14 protein-coding genes are annotated in these 15,366 nt (G+C 71.1%); 7 read left to right on the plus strand and 7 right to left on the minus strand.

Annotated features, from left to right (window positions below; all coding sequences use genetic code 11):
* Positions 1-366: 366 nt before the first annotated feature.
* Positions 367-2,250 carry an RNA polymerase sigma factor RpoD gene (gene rpoD / locus RG19_RS13975; protein WP_058835799.1) on the minus strand — a complete coding sequence of 628 codons (1,884 nt, stop codon included), beginning with the start codon at positions 2,248-2,250 and terminating at the stop codon, positions 367-369.
* 281 nt (positions 2,251-2,531) lie between these two features.
* Positions 2,532-2,972: a D-aminoacyl-tRNA deacylase gene (dtd, locus tag RG19_RS13980; RefSeq protein ID WP_058835800.1), complete on the minus strand. Its 441-nt coding sequence runs from the start codon at positions 2,970-2,972 to the stop codon at positions 2,532-2,534.
* A 79-nt stretch (positions 2,973-3,051) separates the two neighbouring features.
* Between dtd and RG19_RS13985 the strand changes: the two genes are divergently transcribed.
* Genes RG19_RS13985 through RG19_RS13995 form a run of 3 tightly spaced genes read left to right on the plus strand, consistent with a single transcriptional unit; the run spans position 3,052 to position 6,078 of the window.
* A complete protein-coding gene (locus RG19_RS13985) occupies positions 3,052-3,978 on the plus strand; it encodes a lauroyl acyltransferase (RefSeq protein WP_058835801.1) in 927 nt (308 codons plus the stop codon).
* A complete protein-coding gene (locus tag RG19_RS13990) occupies positions 3,975-4,499 on the plus strand; it encodes a PH domain-containing protein (protein WP_058835802.1) in 525 nt (174 codons plus the stop codon). Before RG19_RS13985 ends, RG19_RS13990 begins: the two co-directional genes overlap by 4 nt.
* Positions 4,483-6,078, plus strand: a complete 1,596-nt coding sequence (locus tag RG19_RS13995; RefSeq protein WP_082672688.1) for a PH domain-containing protein — start codon at positions 4,483-4,485, stop codon at positions 6,076-6,078. Before RG19_RS13990 ends, RG19_RS13995 begins: the two co-directional genes overlap by 17 nt.
* Positions 6,079-6,219: 141 nt before the next feature.
* Here the strand turns inward: RG19_RS13995 and RG19_RS14000 are convergent, their stop codons facing one another.
* The 5 genes from RG19_RS14000 to def form a co-directional block, all read right to left on the minus strand.
* On the minus strand, positions 6,220-7,380 hold the full coding sequence (locus tag RG19_RS14000; protein WP_058835804.1) for a glycosyltransferase family 4 protein: 1,161 nt from the start codon (positions 7,378-7,380) through the stop codon (positions 6,220-6,222).
* Positions 7,377-8,372 (minus strand): glycosyltransferase family 2 protein, encoded by a 996-nt coding sequence (locus RG19_RS14005; RefSeq protein ID WP_058835805.1) that lies wholly within the window; start codon positions 8,370-8,372, stop codon positions 7,377-7,379. The genes RG19_RS14000 and RG19_RS14005 overlap by 4 nt, the downstream gene beginning before the upstream one ends.
* A 90-nt stretch (positions 8,373-8,462) precedes the next feature.
* Complete coding sequence (rsmB, locus tag RG19_RS14010; protein ID WP_058835806.1) at positions 8,463-9,788, minus strand: 16S rRNA (cytosine(967)-C(5))-methyltransferase RsmB; 1,326 nt, start codon at positions 9,786-9,788, stop codon at positions 8,463-8,465.
* A complete protein-coding gene (fmt, locus tag RG19_RS14015) occupies positions 9,788-10,720 on the minus strand; it encodes a methionyl-tRNA formyltransferase (RefSeq protein ID WP_058835807.1) in 933 nt (310 codons plus the stop codon). The genes rsmB and fmt overlap by 1 nt, the downstream gene beginning before the upstream one ends.
* A gap of 5 nt (positions 10,721-10,725) precedes the next feature.
* Positions 10,726-11,238, minus strand: coding sequence for a peptide deformylase (gene def / locus RG19_RS14020; protein WP_058835808.1), 513 nt, complete (start codon positions 11,236-11,238; stop codon positions 10,726-10,728).
* A gap of 138 nt (positions 11,239-11,376) precedes the next feature.
* Between def and RG19_RS14025 the strand changes: the two genes are divergently transcribed.
* The 4 genes from RG19_RS14025 (at position 11,377) to RG19_RS14040 (ending at position 15,214) form a co-directional block, all read left to right on the plus strand.
* On the plus strand, positions 11,377-12,552 hold the full coding sequence (locus RG19_RS14025) for a LysM peptidoglycan-binding domain-containing protein (RefSeq protein ID WP_058836636.1): 1,176 nt from the start codon (positions 11,377-11,379) through the stop codon (positions 12,550-12,552).
* Positions 12,553-12,908: 356 nt separating this feature from the next.
* A complete protein-coding gene (gene dprA, locus RG19_RS14030; RefSeq protein ID WP_058835809.1) occupies positions 12,909-14,078 on the plus strand; it encodes a DNA-processing protein DprA in 1,170 nt (389 codons plus the stop codon).
* Positions 14,075-14,548 (plus strand): DUF494 family protein, encoded by a 474-nt coding sequence (locus tag RG19_RS14035; protein WP_058835810.1) that lies wholly within the window; start codon positions 14,075-14,077, stop codon positions 14,546-14,548. The genes dprA and RG19_RS14035 overlap by 4 nt, the downstream gene beginning before the upstream one ends.
* Before the next feature lie 57 nt (positions 14,549-14,605).
* Positions 14,606-15,214, plus strand: coding sequence for a DUF4339 domain-containing protein (locus RG19_RS14040; RefSeq protein ID WP_058835811.1), 609 nt, complete (start codon positions 14,606-14,608; stop codon positions 15,212-15,214).
* Positions 15,215-15,366 lie beyond the last annotated feature (152 nt).

A 15,366-nucleotide genomic window follows, 5' to 3' on the forward strand; every position in this document is an offset into this window, starting at 1 on the left:
ACTGCGCCACCAAACGATGCGGGGGTCCCACGATCTTCGGCGCAACCTGAAGTCGCTCGCCAACAAGCCCAACGCAAGGCATACCAGCGCCTGCTTGCGGAACGCCCCGCAAGCCGAAGCCCGTCGGAAGCGGTGGCCTTCTCGGCGAAATCAAGGAGGAGGCCGCCGCCGCATGGCGGTGGCCGGGGGACATTCGCGCGAGGAGGCTGCCGGTTGCGGCGGGGCCCGTCGGATCGCAGCGCTGCGAAACGAAGCGAGACGCCTCATGACCTTCGCCGCAACAGAAGGCCACTTGCTCGCGAAAAGAACAAAGAAAAACCCGCCTGACGGCGGGTTCTTCGTAAGTCCATCACAACCTCGACTGCATCAGTCGATGTCGAGGAAACTCCGCAGCTGCTCGGAGCGGCTCGGGTGACGCAGCTTTCGCAGCGCCTTGGCCTCTATCTGGCGGATGCGCTCGCGGGTGACGTCGAACTGCTTGCCGACCTCTTCCAGGGTGTGGTCGGTGTTCATGTCGATGCCGAAGCGCATGCGCAGCACCTTGGCCTCGCGCGGCGTCAGCCCGGCGAGCACGTCGTGCACGGTCTCGGAGAGGTTGATGTTGGTGGTCGCCTCCACCGGAGACTCCACGTTGGTGTCCTCGATGAAATCGCCCAGGTGCGAGTCCTCGTCGTCGCCGATCGGGGTCTCCATGGAGATCGGCTCCTTGGCGATCTTCATGACCTTGCGGATCTTGTCTTCCGGCATGTCCATTTCCTTGGCCAGCTCCTCCGGCGTGGCCTCGCGGCCGTACTGCTGGAGCATCTGGCGGGAAATGCGGTTGAGCTTGTTGATCGTCTCGATCATGTGCACCGGGATGCGGATCGTGCGCGCCTGGTCGGCGATCGAGCGGGTGATCGCCTGGCGGATCCACCAGGTCGCGTAGGTCGAGAACTTGAAACCGCGGCGGTGCTCGAACTTGTCGACCGCCTTCATCAGGCCGATGTTGCCTTCCTGGATCAGGTCCAGGAACTGCAGGCCGCGGTTGGTGTACTTCTTGGCGATCGAGATCACCAGGCGCAGGTTGGCCTCGACCATCTCCTTCTTCGCCTTGCGCGCCTTGGCCTCGCCGTAGGCCATCGCGCGGTTGATCTCCTTGAGGTCGAGCAGGGTCACGCCCATCGCCTTCTCGGTGGCGATGATGGCTTCCTGCTCGGCCACGATCTGGTCCTTGACGTCGCGCAGGCCCGACGACCACTTCTGCTTGCGCTTGATCATCTCCTCGGCCCAGTCCAGGTTGGTCTGGTTGCCTTCCCACGCGCGCAGGAAGTCCTTGCGCGGCATCTTGGCGACGCGGGTGGACAGATCGAGGATGCGGCGCTCGTGGTTCTTGATCGTGTTGACCACCTCGCGCAGGCGGCGCACCAGCGTGTCCATCAACGGCAGCGGCAGCTTGAAGGTGACGAAGATCTCCGCCATCTCCTCGCGCAGCTTCAGCACCTGCTTCGCGGTCGGGCCGCTCTTGGCGTACGCCTTCTGGAACTTGGTGTAGATCTCGGCCATCGCCTCCATGCGGCGCGCGACCTCGGCCGGATCCGGACCGGTCGGGCCGGCCTCCTCGGCGGAATCGTCGTCGTCGTCGCTGTCGTCGTCGCTGTCGCTGTCGTCGGCGCTGTCGTCGGCGCCGGCGGCCTCCTTCTTCTCCTCCTCGGCCGCGGCGGCCGCATCGGCCTCCTCGATGAGGTCGTTGAAGCCGGTCAGGATCTCGGGCAGGCGCTTCTTGCCGGCCTTGTGCAGCTCGAAGTCCTCGAGCAGCAACTGCACCGACCACGGGAAGCTCGCCAGCGAGGCCAGCATCTGGTTGAGGCCTTCCTCGATGCGCTTGGCGATGGCGATCTCGCCCTCGCGGGTCAGCAGTTCCACCGTGCCCATCTCGCGCATGTACATGCGCACCGGGTCGGTGGTGCGGCCGCCCTCGCCGTCGAGCGCGGTCAGGGTGGCGGCGGCTTCCTCGGCGGCGGTGTCGTCGACATCGCGGTTGCCGCTGGCTTCGCCGGCCAGCAGCAGGGTCTCGGCATCGGGCGTGGTCTCGTGGACCTGGATGCCCATGCCGTTGATCATGCCGATGATGTCTTCGATCTGCTCCGGATCGACGAGATCGTCGGGCAGGTGATCGTTGACTTCGGCGTAGGTCAGATAACCCTGCTCGAGGCCCTTGCTGATCAGCTGCTTGATGTCGGACTGCGGCGCCGCCGGACGTTCGTTGGCCATAGAAATCGCGCTACCAGAAAGTGGGGAAAAAGCGAACCTGTAATTATACCAGCCGGGCGCGGTTCCGTTTCGGAAGCGACCGGTGGTCCGCCGCGCGGTTCAGGAACGCGGTCTTGGGGTTGCAGGGCGTCGGCGCCGAGCGCTCCGGCCGCCGCCGAGGGCGGGATCGGGCCGGGGCGAACGCGAAGGTGCGTCACCCGGATGTCCTATGTGCGGGCGCCGCCGGCCGATTTCCAGCGGCCTGCACGAATCCGCCACCGCGCCGCCCGGACGCCGGGCGACTAGGCCTTGAGCAGGAACGTCACCGGCCCGTCGTTGACCAGGCTTATTTCCATATGGGCACCGAATCGGCCCGTTTCCACCTCTCCGGCGTGTTTTTCGCGACAAATACCGACCAGTCGGGCGAACGTCGCCGCCGCCTCGTCCGGCGCGGCGGCGGTGCTGAAGCCGGGGCGCATCCCCGAGCGGGTATCCGCGGCGAGGGTGAACTGGCTGACCAGCAGCAGCCCGCCCCCGGTGTCGGCCAGCGCGCGGTTCATCCGTCCGGCCTCGTCGGAGAACACCCGGTAGCCGAGCAGCCGCTGGGCCATCCGCTCGATCTGGACGTCGCCGTCCCCCGGCTCGATCCCGACCAGCGCCAGCAGACCGGGGCCGATCGCCCCGACCGTCTCGTCCTCGACCGCGACACACGCCCGGGAGACACGCTGGATCAGGCTGATCATCGGCAGCACCGGTTCGACGAAGCCTCCAAGGTAGGGGCGGCCACGGCCGGACCCAAGCCCGGCGTCTACACTTGCACGGATGACCCGCCTGTTCGCCCGCCTGCTGTACGCGCTCGCCGCCGGCTTCGCCCGCTTGCCGTGGCCGCTGCAGCGCGCCGTTGCCCACGCGCTCGCCGCGGCCTGGATCCGGCTCGACGCGCGCGAGAGCCGGGTGGCGCGGCAGAACCTGGCCATCGCCTATCCCGAGTGGACCCAGGCCGAGCGCGCGGAACGCCATCGTGCGGTGCTGCGCACGACCGCGCTGCAATTCGTGGAGACCCTGCGTTTCTGGACCCGCCCGCACGCACGCAACCTCGCGCTGATCCGCGAGGCCCACGGCGTGGCCGCGTTCGACGCCGCGCTCGCGGCCGGCCGCGGCCTGATCGTGGCCGCACCGCACTACGGCAACTGGGAGCTGCTCAACCAGTGGCTGGCATCGCGGACACCGATCTCGGTGCTGTACCGCGCCCCGGAATCCGCGGTCGGCGAGGCGTTCCTGCGGCTGGTGCGCGCCGACGACGGCGGCCGGGTGGCGCAGGTCCGTGCCGAAGGTGCCGGCGTGCGCCAGTTGTTCCGCCTGCTGCGCGATGGCGGCGTCACCGGCATCCTGCCCGACCAGCAACCCAAGGCCGGCGAAGGCGAGTACGCGCCGTTCTTCGGCAAGCAGGCGCTGACCATGACCCTGGTCGGCCGGCTCGCCGCGCGCAGCGGGGCGGCGGTGGTGTTCGCCTACTGCGAGCGTATCGGCGACGGCCCGGACTTCGCCCTGCGGGTGGAGCCGGCGCCGGCCGCCATCGGCGATGCGGACCCGGCGGTGTCGGTGGCGGCCATGAACGCCGCGGTCGAGCGGATCGCACGCCGCGACCCGGCGCAGTACCAGTGGACCTACAAGCGCTACTCCATCCGGCCGCCCGGCAGCGGCGAACCCTACCCCTACCCCAAGGCGCACGAGGAGCCCGCGGCATGATCGAGCTCGACGACCTCGGCCCGGCCCCGCCGGCCGACGCCGCGGACGATGCCGGCTGGCAGGCGCTGCCGCCACGGGCGCGCTGGCTGTTCGTGCTGTCGGGAGCGACGGGGCTGGCCGTGCCGGCCGCGATCGCGCTGGGCCTGCTGGGCTTCTGGCTCGGCCTGGAGGGGGCGCAGCGCATCGGTCTGGCCGGCGTGTGGCTGGCGCTGGTCGCGCTGGCCGGCTGGATGGGCGCACGCCGCTACCGCTTCACCCGCTGGCGGATCGATGCCGACGGTTTCGGCCTGCAGCGTGGCCGGATGTGGTTCACCGAGACGCGGGTCCCCGGCACGCGGGTGCAGCACATCGACATCCGTCGCGGGCCGCTGGAGCGGCGCGCCGGCCTGTCGACGCTGATCGTCCACACCGCCGGCACCCGCGACAGCGCGGTCGCGGTGCCGTGCCTGGATGCGGACGACGCCGAACGCCTGCGCGACCGCCTCGCCGCCTGGGTCGAGCACGATGACGACGACACCTGAGCCGCCCGGACATCCGGACGCGACGCCGCCGGACCCGCCCGGCACGCCGGTGCCCGACGACACCGTGCTGCCGACCGCGCGCGAGCGCCGCCTGCACCCCCTGTCCTGGCTGTTCGTACTGCTGTCGCAGATCGGGCAGATGCTGGTGCCGCTGGTCGCGGTGGTGCTGTTCGGGGCCAGCGGCGAGGACGGCGCGCGCCTGATCGTGCTCGCCGTCGCGCTGGCGGCGCTGCTGGCGGCCGCGTTCTGGCGCTACCTGACCTTCAGCTACCGCATCGGCGACGACAGCGTGTTCGTCCGCAGCGGCCTGTTCGAGCGCAGCCTGCGGCAGATCCCGTTCTCCCGCATCCACGACGTCGCCCTGCACCAGAACCTGCTGCACCGGTTGTTCGGCGTGGCCGAGGTCCGGCTGGAATCGGCAGGCGGCAGCCAGCCGGAGGCACGCATGCAGGTGCTGGCGATGGACGAAGCCCTGGCGCTGGAGGCCGTGGTGCGTCGCCGTTCGCAGCGCGCGGTGGCGCCGGCCGGCGACGCCGGTATCGATGCGGCCGCGCCACACGACGACATCCCGGCGCCGCGCACGTTGCTGGCCCTGCCTGCAGGCGAGGTGATCCGGCTCGGCCTGGTCTCCAACCGCGGCATGGTGGTGGTGGCCGGCGCGCTCGCTCTGGCCATGCAGGCGCTGCCCGACAACCTGGCCGGTCGCGTGCTGACCGATACCGCACGGGAGGCCTTCGGCTACGCCAGCCATCTGGGCGAGAGCTGGCATGCGCGCGTGCTGGCCGGCGCGCTGCTGATCGTCGCCGCCATCGCCGCGCTACGCCTGTTGTCGGTGGCGTTGGCGCTGGTGCAGTACCACGGCTTCCGCCTGGTCGAGGACGGACGCCGGCTGGGCGTCGAGCGCGGCCTGTTGACCCGGATGCGCAACAGCGTGCCGCGCCGGCGCATCCAGGCCTGGACCCTGCACGAAGGCGTGCTGCATCGGCTGCTGCGGCGGCGCGGCGTCCAGGTCGACACGGCCGTGGTGGGTCGCGGACAGGAGCAGCGCGGCCTGTCGGAACTCGCACCGATCGCGACGCCGGCGGTCTGCGACGACCTCGTGCGTCATCTGCTGGCCGACCGCACTTGGCCGCCCCCTCACTGGCGGCCCCTGCATCCCCGCGCGTGGCTGCGCCTGTTGCCACCGGGCATCGCGACGGCGCTGATCCTGTCGGCGGCGCTGGCGTGGTGGTTCGGCGCGTGGGGACTGCTCGGCCTGCTGTGGCTGCCGTGGACGGTACTGGCCGCGGTGCAGCACGCCCGTCGCGCCGGTTATGCGATCGACGGCGGACTGGTGTCGGTCCGCGAGGGCTGGTGGACCCGGCATTGGCGATTCGCCGAGGTCGGCAAGGTGCAGGCCCTGCGGCTGCGGCAATCGCCGCTCGACCGGATCACCGGCATGGCCTCTGTCTGGCTCGACACCGCCGGCGCCGGGACGATGGCGCCCCCGCTGCGCATTCCCTATCTGCCGGTCGCCGAGGCGCGGATGTTGCTGGCACGCCTCAATCGCGACATCGCCCGCCAGCCACTGCGCTGGTGACGAACGGCCGCCGGCAGGCCGGGGCCGGTCGTGATGCGCGATGATGGCCGTGCGTCCGCGCCTGCCGGCTCGGAAGCCCGGTGCCACGGGCTGCGCACCGCCGCCGTACGTCGAAGCGCATGAGGTCCGCGAGGCGCACGGTCACCCGGCCGACGCGGTCTCGTGGCCGGTGCCGCCGCGCCGCCCGGGTTCGTCGGCCAGCGCCAGGAACAGCGCCTCGTAGCGGGCGTTCATGCGCTCACGCCCGTACTCGGCGACGGCGACCTCGCGAGCGGCCGCCCCCAGACGCGTCGCGAGCGCATCGTCGCGCAGCAGGCGCTCCAGCGCGTCGGCCAGGGCGACCGGATCGGCCGGCGCGGCCAGCAGGCCGTCCACGCCGTCGCGGAGCACCTCGCGCACGCCCGGCACCGCGCTGCCCACCACGGCACAACCCGCAGCCATGCCTTCGATCAGCGCCAGCGGCATACCCTCGTAGTGCGTACTCAGCACCGCGATCCGGTGCGACATCAGCAGCCCGGGCACGGTCCGGCACAGGCCGAGGAACTGCACCTGGTCGTCCAGGCCAAGTTCCGCCGAAAGCTTCTCCAGAGGCCGCCGATGACGTGCCTTGCCCGCACCCGCCAGGAGCACCGGGGGCCGCAGGCCGCGCTCGCGCAACAGCGCGACGGCGCGCAACAGCGTCGGATGGTCCTTCTGCTTGGACAGGCGCGACACCATCACGATGCCCGGCGTGCGTGCGGCCAACGGGTGCGCGGCAGCGGTCTCGAACGGCGCCAGGCGGATGCCGTTCGCGATCGCGATCGTGCGGTCGGGCGGCATGTCCATCGCCAGCAGCGCCTGGCGCACGCCTTCCGAGCAGCCGACGATGCGGTCGGTGCGCTCGGCCAGCCAGCGCGTCTGCATGCGCCGCCAGGCGGTGTAGCGCTCGCGCGTGTTGTGCTCGACATGGACCAGGTGCGGCACACCGGCGATCAGGCCGGCGTAACGTCCCCACAAGTGCTCGCTGAAGCCGTGCGCGACCAGCACATCCGGCCGGAACGCGCGGCACAGCCGCACCAGCGCCGCGATCGTGGCGACGTGCGACCAGCCCGGCACCACCTGCAACGGCGTGCCGGCGGATTCGAGTTCGGCGATGCGCGCCGGATCGGTCCGGCGCTTGCGTCGCAACACCAGCAGCGGCTCGACCTGGCCGCCGTCGCGGCCGGCGTTGACCAGTTGGATCGCCACCTGCGTCGCACCGCCCGAGAACCCGCCGGTGACGAAGTGCAGCACGCGCGGCCGGCGCGCGGGCCTTGGCGTCACGCGAGGCTCTCCAGGCGCCTCAGGCCACGCTTGACCCGCCAGCTGCGTACCCGCCAGCCACGGTCGCGGCAGTTGGCGAGCACCTGCCACGGCCCTTCGGGAAACAGGTGGCGCAGGGTCGCGCGGACATCCTCGAGCAAGGCGGGATCCTGGCCGACCATCTTGCGCGCCGCCCCGGCCAGGCTGCGCAGGCAGTAGTAGTCCAGCGCGAAGCGCGCGTCGCTGTCGGCGGCGACCATCGGCGCGATGCCGTCGTGCAGGTCGCGCAACGCCGCCATCAGGTCGTGCTGCTTGGCGATCGACAAGGTCGCCATGATGCTGTCGTCGCGCTGCCGGTAGCCGACCAGCGGACGGTCGATGTGGACGAACCGTCGGCCATGCGCGACCAGCGCCGGAATCACCGGGATGTCCTCGAACGCGCGCCCTTCCGGGAAGTGCGCCTGCGCCCAGACCTCGCGCCGCGCGATCTTCGACCAGGTGTGCAACTGCCTCGCGGCCAGCAGACCGGTGACCAGGGCCTGGCGATCTTCCAGCAGGCGCCCGGAGGGACCGGCGAAGGTGCGCCGGTGCAGTTCGCCGCGCAGCTTGTGCTTGAGCGCGAGCTTCTCCCGGACCACGCGGAAATCGCCCAGCACCAGATCGGGCGCCTGCGCATCCACCACGGCGCGCAGGCGGGCGATCGCGCCGGGCAACATCAAGTCGTCGGAATCCAGGAACCAGACGTAATCGCCACGCGCATCGGACAGCAGCGTGTTGCGCGCCGCCGACAGCCCGCGGTTGCGGTCGTGCCCGAGCAAGCGGATGGTGTCGCCGTGCGCCTTGCGCAGATCGCGGGCGATCTCACCGCAGTTGTCGGGCGATGCGTCGTCGAGCAGCACGATCTCGACGCCGCCGTCGACTTGTTCGAGCACCGATTCCACGCACGCGCGCAAATAGGGCTCGACCCGATAGAAGGGCACCAGCACGCTCAGCCAGGGTTGCGAGGGCGACATGACGTTCGGTTCGTGGCGAAAAGGCTTCGAGACCGCAGCATTCAGGAAAGGAACGCGACGAAGTCTACACAGCCGGAAAGAAGGGTTTGGTTAGCCGGCGCGGCACAGGCGCGCGTAGAAGAAGCCGTCCATGCCGTCTTCGCCGGGCAGGCGCTGGGACCCCGGCCCGGCCAGACGCCCGAATTCCGCCGCGAGCGGCGCCGCGCGTGCGTCCGGGGTGCGGTCGAGAAAGGCCTGCACCTGGGCGGCGTTTTCCGCCTCGAGGATCGAGCAGGTGGCATAGAGCAGTACCCCGCCCGGCGCCAGTTGCCGCCAGCACGCGTCCAGCAGTGCCGCCTGCGTGGCGACCAGCGCGTCCAGATCGTCGGGCCGCCGGTGCAGCAGGATGTCGGGCTGGCGACGCACCACGCCGGTGGCCGAGCACGGGGCATCGAGCAGGACCGCGTCGTACTGCGCCCCACGCCGGCCGCTGCCGTCCCAGTCGCCGCCATCCGGGGCGATGGCATCGGCAACGTGCGCGGCGTCGGCCCGCAGGCCGAGCCGGTCCAACGTCGACACCACCCGCGCCAGCCGGGCCGCATCGATGTCGAGCACCGTCAGCCGCAGCTGCGGGTCGCGTTCGAGCAGGTGCGCGGCCTTGCCGCCGGGTGCAGCGCAGGCATCCAGCACGCGCCCGCCCGGGGGCGGCACCAGCGCATCGGCCACCGCCTGCGCGGCGCCATCCTGCACCGAGACCAGGCCGGCGTCGAAGCCGGGCAGCCTTGCGACCGGCACGGCTTCGGGCAGGACGAGGGCGTCGCCCGGCCAGTCCGGCGCATGCGCCGCGATGCCGGCCGCATCGAGCTGCGCGCGATACGCCTCGCGCGTCGTCTTCCGGCGATTCACCCGCAGCCACATCGGCGCCGGCGTCGCACTGGCGGCGAAGATCGCCGATGCCTCGTCCGGCCAGTCGGCCTGCACCCGCTCGCGCAACCATGCCGGCCAGGCCTGACCGGGATCGCCGGGTGGCAGGCCTTCGCGCTGCGCACGCCGCAGCAGCGCGTTGACCATGCCGGCCTGATGCGGGCGACCGAGCCCACGCGCGGCCTCCACGGTCGCCGCCAGCGCGGCGTGCGCCGGCAGGCCGAGCGGATCGAGCTGGGCGAAGCCCACATGCAACAGCGCCCGCAACGGACCGTCGCGCTGACCCAGCGGGCGCGACGTCCAGGCCGCCAGAGCAGCATCGGCGCGCGGCCGCTGGCGCAGGGCCGAGAAGCACATCGCCTCCAGCAGCGCACGGTCTCGCGGATCGTGCAGTCGCGGGAGCGCCGATGCCAATTCGGTGCGCAGCGAGCGCCCGCGATGCAGCACCGCGTCGAGCACCCGGGCGGCGGCGACCCGCACCTCCGCGCCCGGCGCGGCCAACGGACGTGCCATCAGGACGCGGCGACCGGCGGCACGAGATCGCGGCGGGCGTTGACCCAGTCGGCGGCGGTGATCGCCTTGCCGCCCGGACGCTGCAGGGTCCGGATGCGCAGAGCGCCCTCCCCGCATGCGATGTCGATGCCCTGGCGGCCGGCGGCCAGCAAGGTGCCCGGTTCGGCGGCGTGCGCCAGCGGCAGGGCGGTGGCGGCGTGTACCCGAAGACGCTCGCCGGCGACCTCGCCTTCGGCCATCGGCCAGGGATTGAAGGCGCGCACACGGTCGGCCAGCGCCGACGCAGGCTGCTGCCAGTCCAGACGCGCCTCCGCCTTGTCGAGCTTGCGCGCGTAGGTGGCGCCCTCGTCCGGCTGCGGCCTCGGCACCGGGCGGATGCCCGCGCGCAACAGGCCGAGCCCGTCGTCGAGCACCTGCGCACCGAGCGCGGCGAGCCGATCGTGGAGTTCGCCGCCGGTCTCGTGCGCACCGATGGGCGTGCGCTGTTCGAGCAGCACCGGGCCGGTGTCCAGCCCCCTCTCCATCTGCATCAGGCAGACGCCGGTCTCGGCGTCGCCGGCTTCGATCGCGCGCTGGATCGGCGCCGCACCGCGCCAGCGCGGCAGCAGCGAGGCGTGCACGTTCCAGCAGCCCCAGGTCGGCACGTCGAGGATCGACTGCGGCAGCAACAGCCCGTAGGCCACCACGATCATCAGATCCGGTCGCAGCTCACGCAGCGCCTCGGCCGCCTCCGGACCACGCAGGCGTTCCGGCTGGAACACCTCGATACCGCGTGCCTGCGCTTCGCGCTTGACCGGCGACGGGGTGAGCACACGGCCGCGGCCGGCCGGGCGGTCGGGCTGGGTGTAGACCGCGACCACACCGAGCCTGTCGGCGGCGGCGCGCAACGACGGCACGGCGAAGTCGGGAGTCCCGGCGAACACGATCCTCATCGGCATCAACCGCGCTTGCGCAGCTTGTCGAGCTTCTTCAGCGCCATGCTGCGCTTGAGCGGCGACAGATAATCGATGAACAGCTTGCCGTCGAGATGATCGATCTCGTGCTGCACGCACGTCGCGAGCAAACCGTCGATACGCATCGAGAACGGCTTGCCGTGGCGGTCCAGCGCCTCGACCTCGATACCGTCGGCACGGGTGACCTCGGCGAAGATGCCCGGAATCGACAGGCAGCCTTCCTGGTGCGCACGCAGCGCATCGGAGCGCTCGCGGATCACCGGGTTCACGAACACCAGCGGCTGGTCGCGCCCTTCGGTCACGTCGACGATCATGAAACGCTCCAGCACGTCGATCTGCGGCGCGGCCAGGCCGATGCCCGGGGCCTCGTACATGGTCTCGAACATGTCGTCCAGGCGCTGCTGGAACCCCGCCTCGGCCAATCGCGCCGGATCGACATCGAGGGCGCGCTCGCGCAGGTGCGGGTTCGGATACTCGATGATCGGCAGCAGGGACATGGAAAAAGGGGCCTGGGTCACAACGGGAAAACGAGCCATACAGTGTAACCGCCCGTCCTTGCGCCGGTCCCGTCGTTCTGGGCTATAGTGCCGCCGCTGCAAGGGGAAATCGCCAAGGGGAGCAGGTAGATGTCGCGCATGTTTGAGCGCCTTTCCCGGTCGCTGCGGACGGTCTGTGCCGTTTCGCTGCTGACCGTGGCAACGTACGCGGCCGCACAGGGGGTGCGGAGCGAACATCCGGAAACGTACGTGGTCGTCCGCGGCGACACGCTGTGGGACATCGCGGGACGGTTCCTGCAACGGCCGTGGCTGTGGCCGGAGATCTGGCAGGCGAATCCGCAGATCCAGAACCCGCACCTGATCTATCCGGGCGACGTGATCAGTCTGTCGTATCTCGACCGCGTCACCGCGGCGGCGACGGTCCAGCCGGGTCCGCGCCAGGATCCCGCACCGGTCGACGCGATCCCGCTGTCGGACATCGAACCGTTCCTGCGCAACCTGCAGGTGGTCGACGCGTTCGAGCACCTGCCGTACGTGGTGAATCTCGAGGAAGAGCGGCTGCGCGTGGCCGAAGGCCAGGTGGCCTATGTCCGCGGCCTGCCCGAAGCGCAGCCCGGCGATCGTTTCACCGTCGTGCGTCCCGCCACGCGGTTCTACCACGTGCAACGCGCGGGCCTGTGCTGCGATCTGTTCCAGACCAACGACCTGGATTACCGCGGCCGCCGCACGCTGGACTTCCAGCAGTACTGGTCGAACGTGGTGTTCCCGGACAAGGGCCAGGACGTGCTCGGCTACGAGCTGGTCCGCGTGAGCGGCGGCACCGTCACCCGCGGCGAGGTCGGCGGCATCCAGGTCAGCACCCTGCTGCTGGACGAGGAAGGCCAGGAAGTGCGTGTCGGCGACCGCCTGATTCCGGTCGATTCGCAGCCGTACGACCTGCAGTTCTTCCCGCATGCGCCGGCGGTCCAGACCGATTACGGCCGCGCCCGCGTGCTGGCGGTGTCCGACATGCTGACCAGCGGCGGACCGCGCGACGTGATCGCGATTTCGGTCGGCTCGCGCGAAGGCATCGACAACGGCACCGTGTTCTCGGTGTGGCGCGAGGGCCGGTCCGCGATCGACCGCGTCGAGAAGGGGCCGTACCGGGACGAGCAGACCGTGTTCTTCGAGAACAAGGTGCGCCTGCCCGACGAGTTCGCCGGCCATGCGATGGTGTTCCGCACCTACGAAAAGGTCAGCTACGCGCTGGTGATGGACAGCATCAAGCCGACCCGCGTGGGCTACCACCTCAAGCATCCCGACGCGCCTTACTGAAACGGCGGCCGACGGCCGCCCGCCGACGCCCTTCTTCCGCCGTGCGGGAGAAGGGGGGACCACCTGCAACGCAGGTGGCGGGATGAGGGCCAGACGCTCCCTCCCGCACGCCCGAGACACTTCGCCTGACGCCAGCGCCTGGCCGCCCGGCTCGCCCACACCACGGCCGCACGCCGCACCCTGTTTCCCGCGCCCTCCTTGCAAGGGGGACCCGCTGGAATGCCAGTGGTGGAGTAAAGGCCCCGCCGACCTGGATCCCGCGCTCGTCTGTCGCCTTCACCCCGGGCGACTTTTCCTACGCACCGGAGGCGCCGCCCCCGACTGCCGCGGGCGGACGGACGCGCGAAGCTGGGGCCATGCCTGCCGCACACACCGACACCGACTGCCTGCTCCGCCTCGCCGCTGCGGGCGGCCCGCTCGCCCCGCGTCGCGCCCTGCTGAGGACGTATGCCTCGCCCGGCGCGGCGTTCGCCGCCGGTCCGGCCGCCTGGGCGGCGTCCGGCCTCGCCCCCCGCCAGATCCACGCCCTGCGCGCGCCGCCGCCCGACCGATCGCTGGCCTGGCTGGACGCCCCGGACCACCATGTCGTGGGCTGGCACGATCCCGATTACCCATCCCTGCTGCGCCATGCGCCGAATCCGCCGCTGGCGCTGTTCGTGGCCGGCGACGCCGGCCTGCTCTGGCATCCCATGGTCGCGGTCGTCGGCAGCCGCGCGCCCAGCGGCTCCGGCCACGACACCGCACGCGCGTTCTGCGATGCATTCGCCCGCGACGGCCTCGGGGTCGCCAGCGGTCTCGCCGCCGGCATCGATACCGTCGCCCACACGGCCACCCTCGATGCCGGCGGCCCGACGGTCGCGGTCCTGGGCTGCGGCCCGGACCGCCACTATCCGGCCAGTAATGCCACGCTGCAGACACGCATCGCCCGGCACGGCGCGGTGGTCAGCGAATTCCTCCCCGGCACCCCGGCGCGGCGCGAACACTTCCCCGCCCGCAACCGCATCGTCGCCGGTCTCGCCCTCGGCACCCTGGTCGTGGAAGCCGCACAGCGCTCCGGCGCCCTGATCACGGCAAGACTGGCCGCCGACGCCGGCCGCGAGGTGTTCGCGATCCCGGGTTCCATCCGCAATCCCAAGGCCCGTGGCTGTCACCGCCTGATCCGCGACGGCGCGCAGCTGGTGGAATCGCCCGCCGAAGTCGTCGCCGCGCTGAACGCGGCCGCGTCGGCGCTCGGCGGCGCCTTGCGCAGGCGGCTGGGCACCCCCACTGACGGGGCTGGGTGTCCTTCCGACACCCCGGGAGACGACCCTGAATACGAAGACCCCGACTACAACCGGTTGTGGAAGGCCCTCGGGCACGACCCAACGGATATGGATCGACTGGTCGAACGTACTGGATTGACGGCGGCCCGGGCGTCGGCCATGCTCCTGCTCATGGAGCTCGATGGTCGCGTTCTGGTCGAGCACGGCCGTTACTCCCGCACTTCCGCAACGACGCGTCCGCAAGGCGCAGGCCGGGGGCAATGAAAGAGAGCATTCTCGACGTTCTGCTCTACCTGTTCGAACACTATTTCACCGACGAAGCGGACCTGCTCCGCGATCGCGACTCCCTTCAGACCGGCTTGCTCCAGGCCGGATTCAGCCCCGCAGAAATCAACAAGGCCTTCGACTGGCTCGATGCGCTGGCCGAACGCCGCCCGGGCCCCGCCACCCCGCGTGCGCACGGACCGGTCCGCCTGTACGCCGGCCCCGAGCTCGACAAGCTCGACCGGGACTGCCGCGGATTCCTGCTGTTCCTGGAGCAGCACGGCGTGCTCGACGCCCAGCAGCGCGAGCTGGTGGTCGACCGGGCGATGGCGCTGGACCAGGACGACCTGGACCTCGACGACCTCAAGTGGGTGGTGCTGATGGTGCTGTTCAACCAGCCCGGCAGCGAGGCCGCCTACGCCTGGATGGAAACCCAGATCTTCGCCGACGAGCCCGAGCCGGTGCATTGATCGTCCGGTCGTGCGGGTCGCCCGTGCGGCGACCCGTAACGACCGAGGATGTTTCGCATGGACAGCCCCACCTCCGCCCCCGGCCAGGGCGCTGCCGCCCGCCCCGCCGGCTGGCATTACCGCGACGCCCGCGGGCGGGCCTGCGGCCCCTACGACGACGATGCCCTGATCCGGCTGTACCGCTTCGGCCACGTGCGCGGCGACACGCCGGTCTGGTCCGGCGACGATCCCGACACCGACACCCCGCTGCGGCAACGCCGGGACCGCTTCCGCCTGCATGGCGACGGGCGCCTGGACATCCTGCCGCCGCCCGCCGTCTCCGCACCGGTCTCCGTACCTTCATCGCCGGCTCCGGCTCCGGCTCCGGACGAGAATGTGACCGTCCCGACCGTCGTGCCGTCCGCGGACGAGACCGGTGGGCCGGCCGAGACCGTTCCGCCCGCGCCCCCTGTGGTGGAAACCGAACCCCTCCACGCGACCGCCGACGCACCCGTCGCGGCGGACGTTCCGACAGCGCCTGTCGAGGCGCCCGCCGCGGCGCCCCCGCGCCCCGGCCCCGCTGTCGAGCCGCCGAAAAAGCACGGCACCCGCCGTCTGGCGATCGCCGCCCTGGCGGTCACGGTGGCGGTGGTCGCGGCCATCCTGCTGGCCCGGCTCGCTTCCTGAACCCGAAGCGGTGACAATCGCCCCGATTTGCACATGCCCCGGCAGGTTCCGCTTGACAGCGGACCACCCGGCATGATTCCACTAGAAAACATCGCACGCCCGGGGTTCACCGCCCCGGGCGTCCCTGTCTGCAAGACTCGCCGCCCCGGCCC

The sequence above is a fragment of the Luteimonas abyssi genome (assembly GCF_001482195.1).
GTDB lineage: Bacteria > Pseudomonadota > Gammaproteobacteria > Xanthomonadales > Xanthomonadaceae > Luteimonas > Luteimonas abyssi.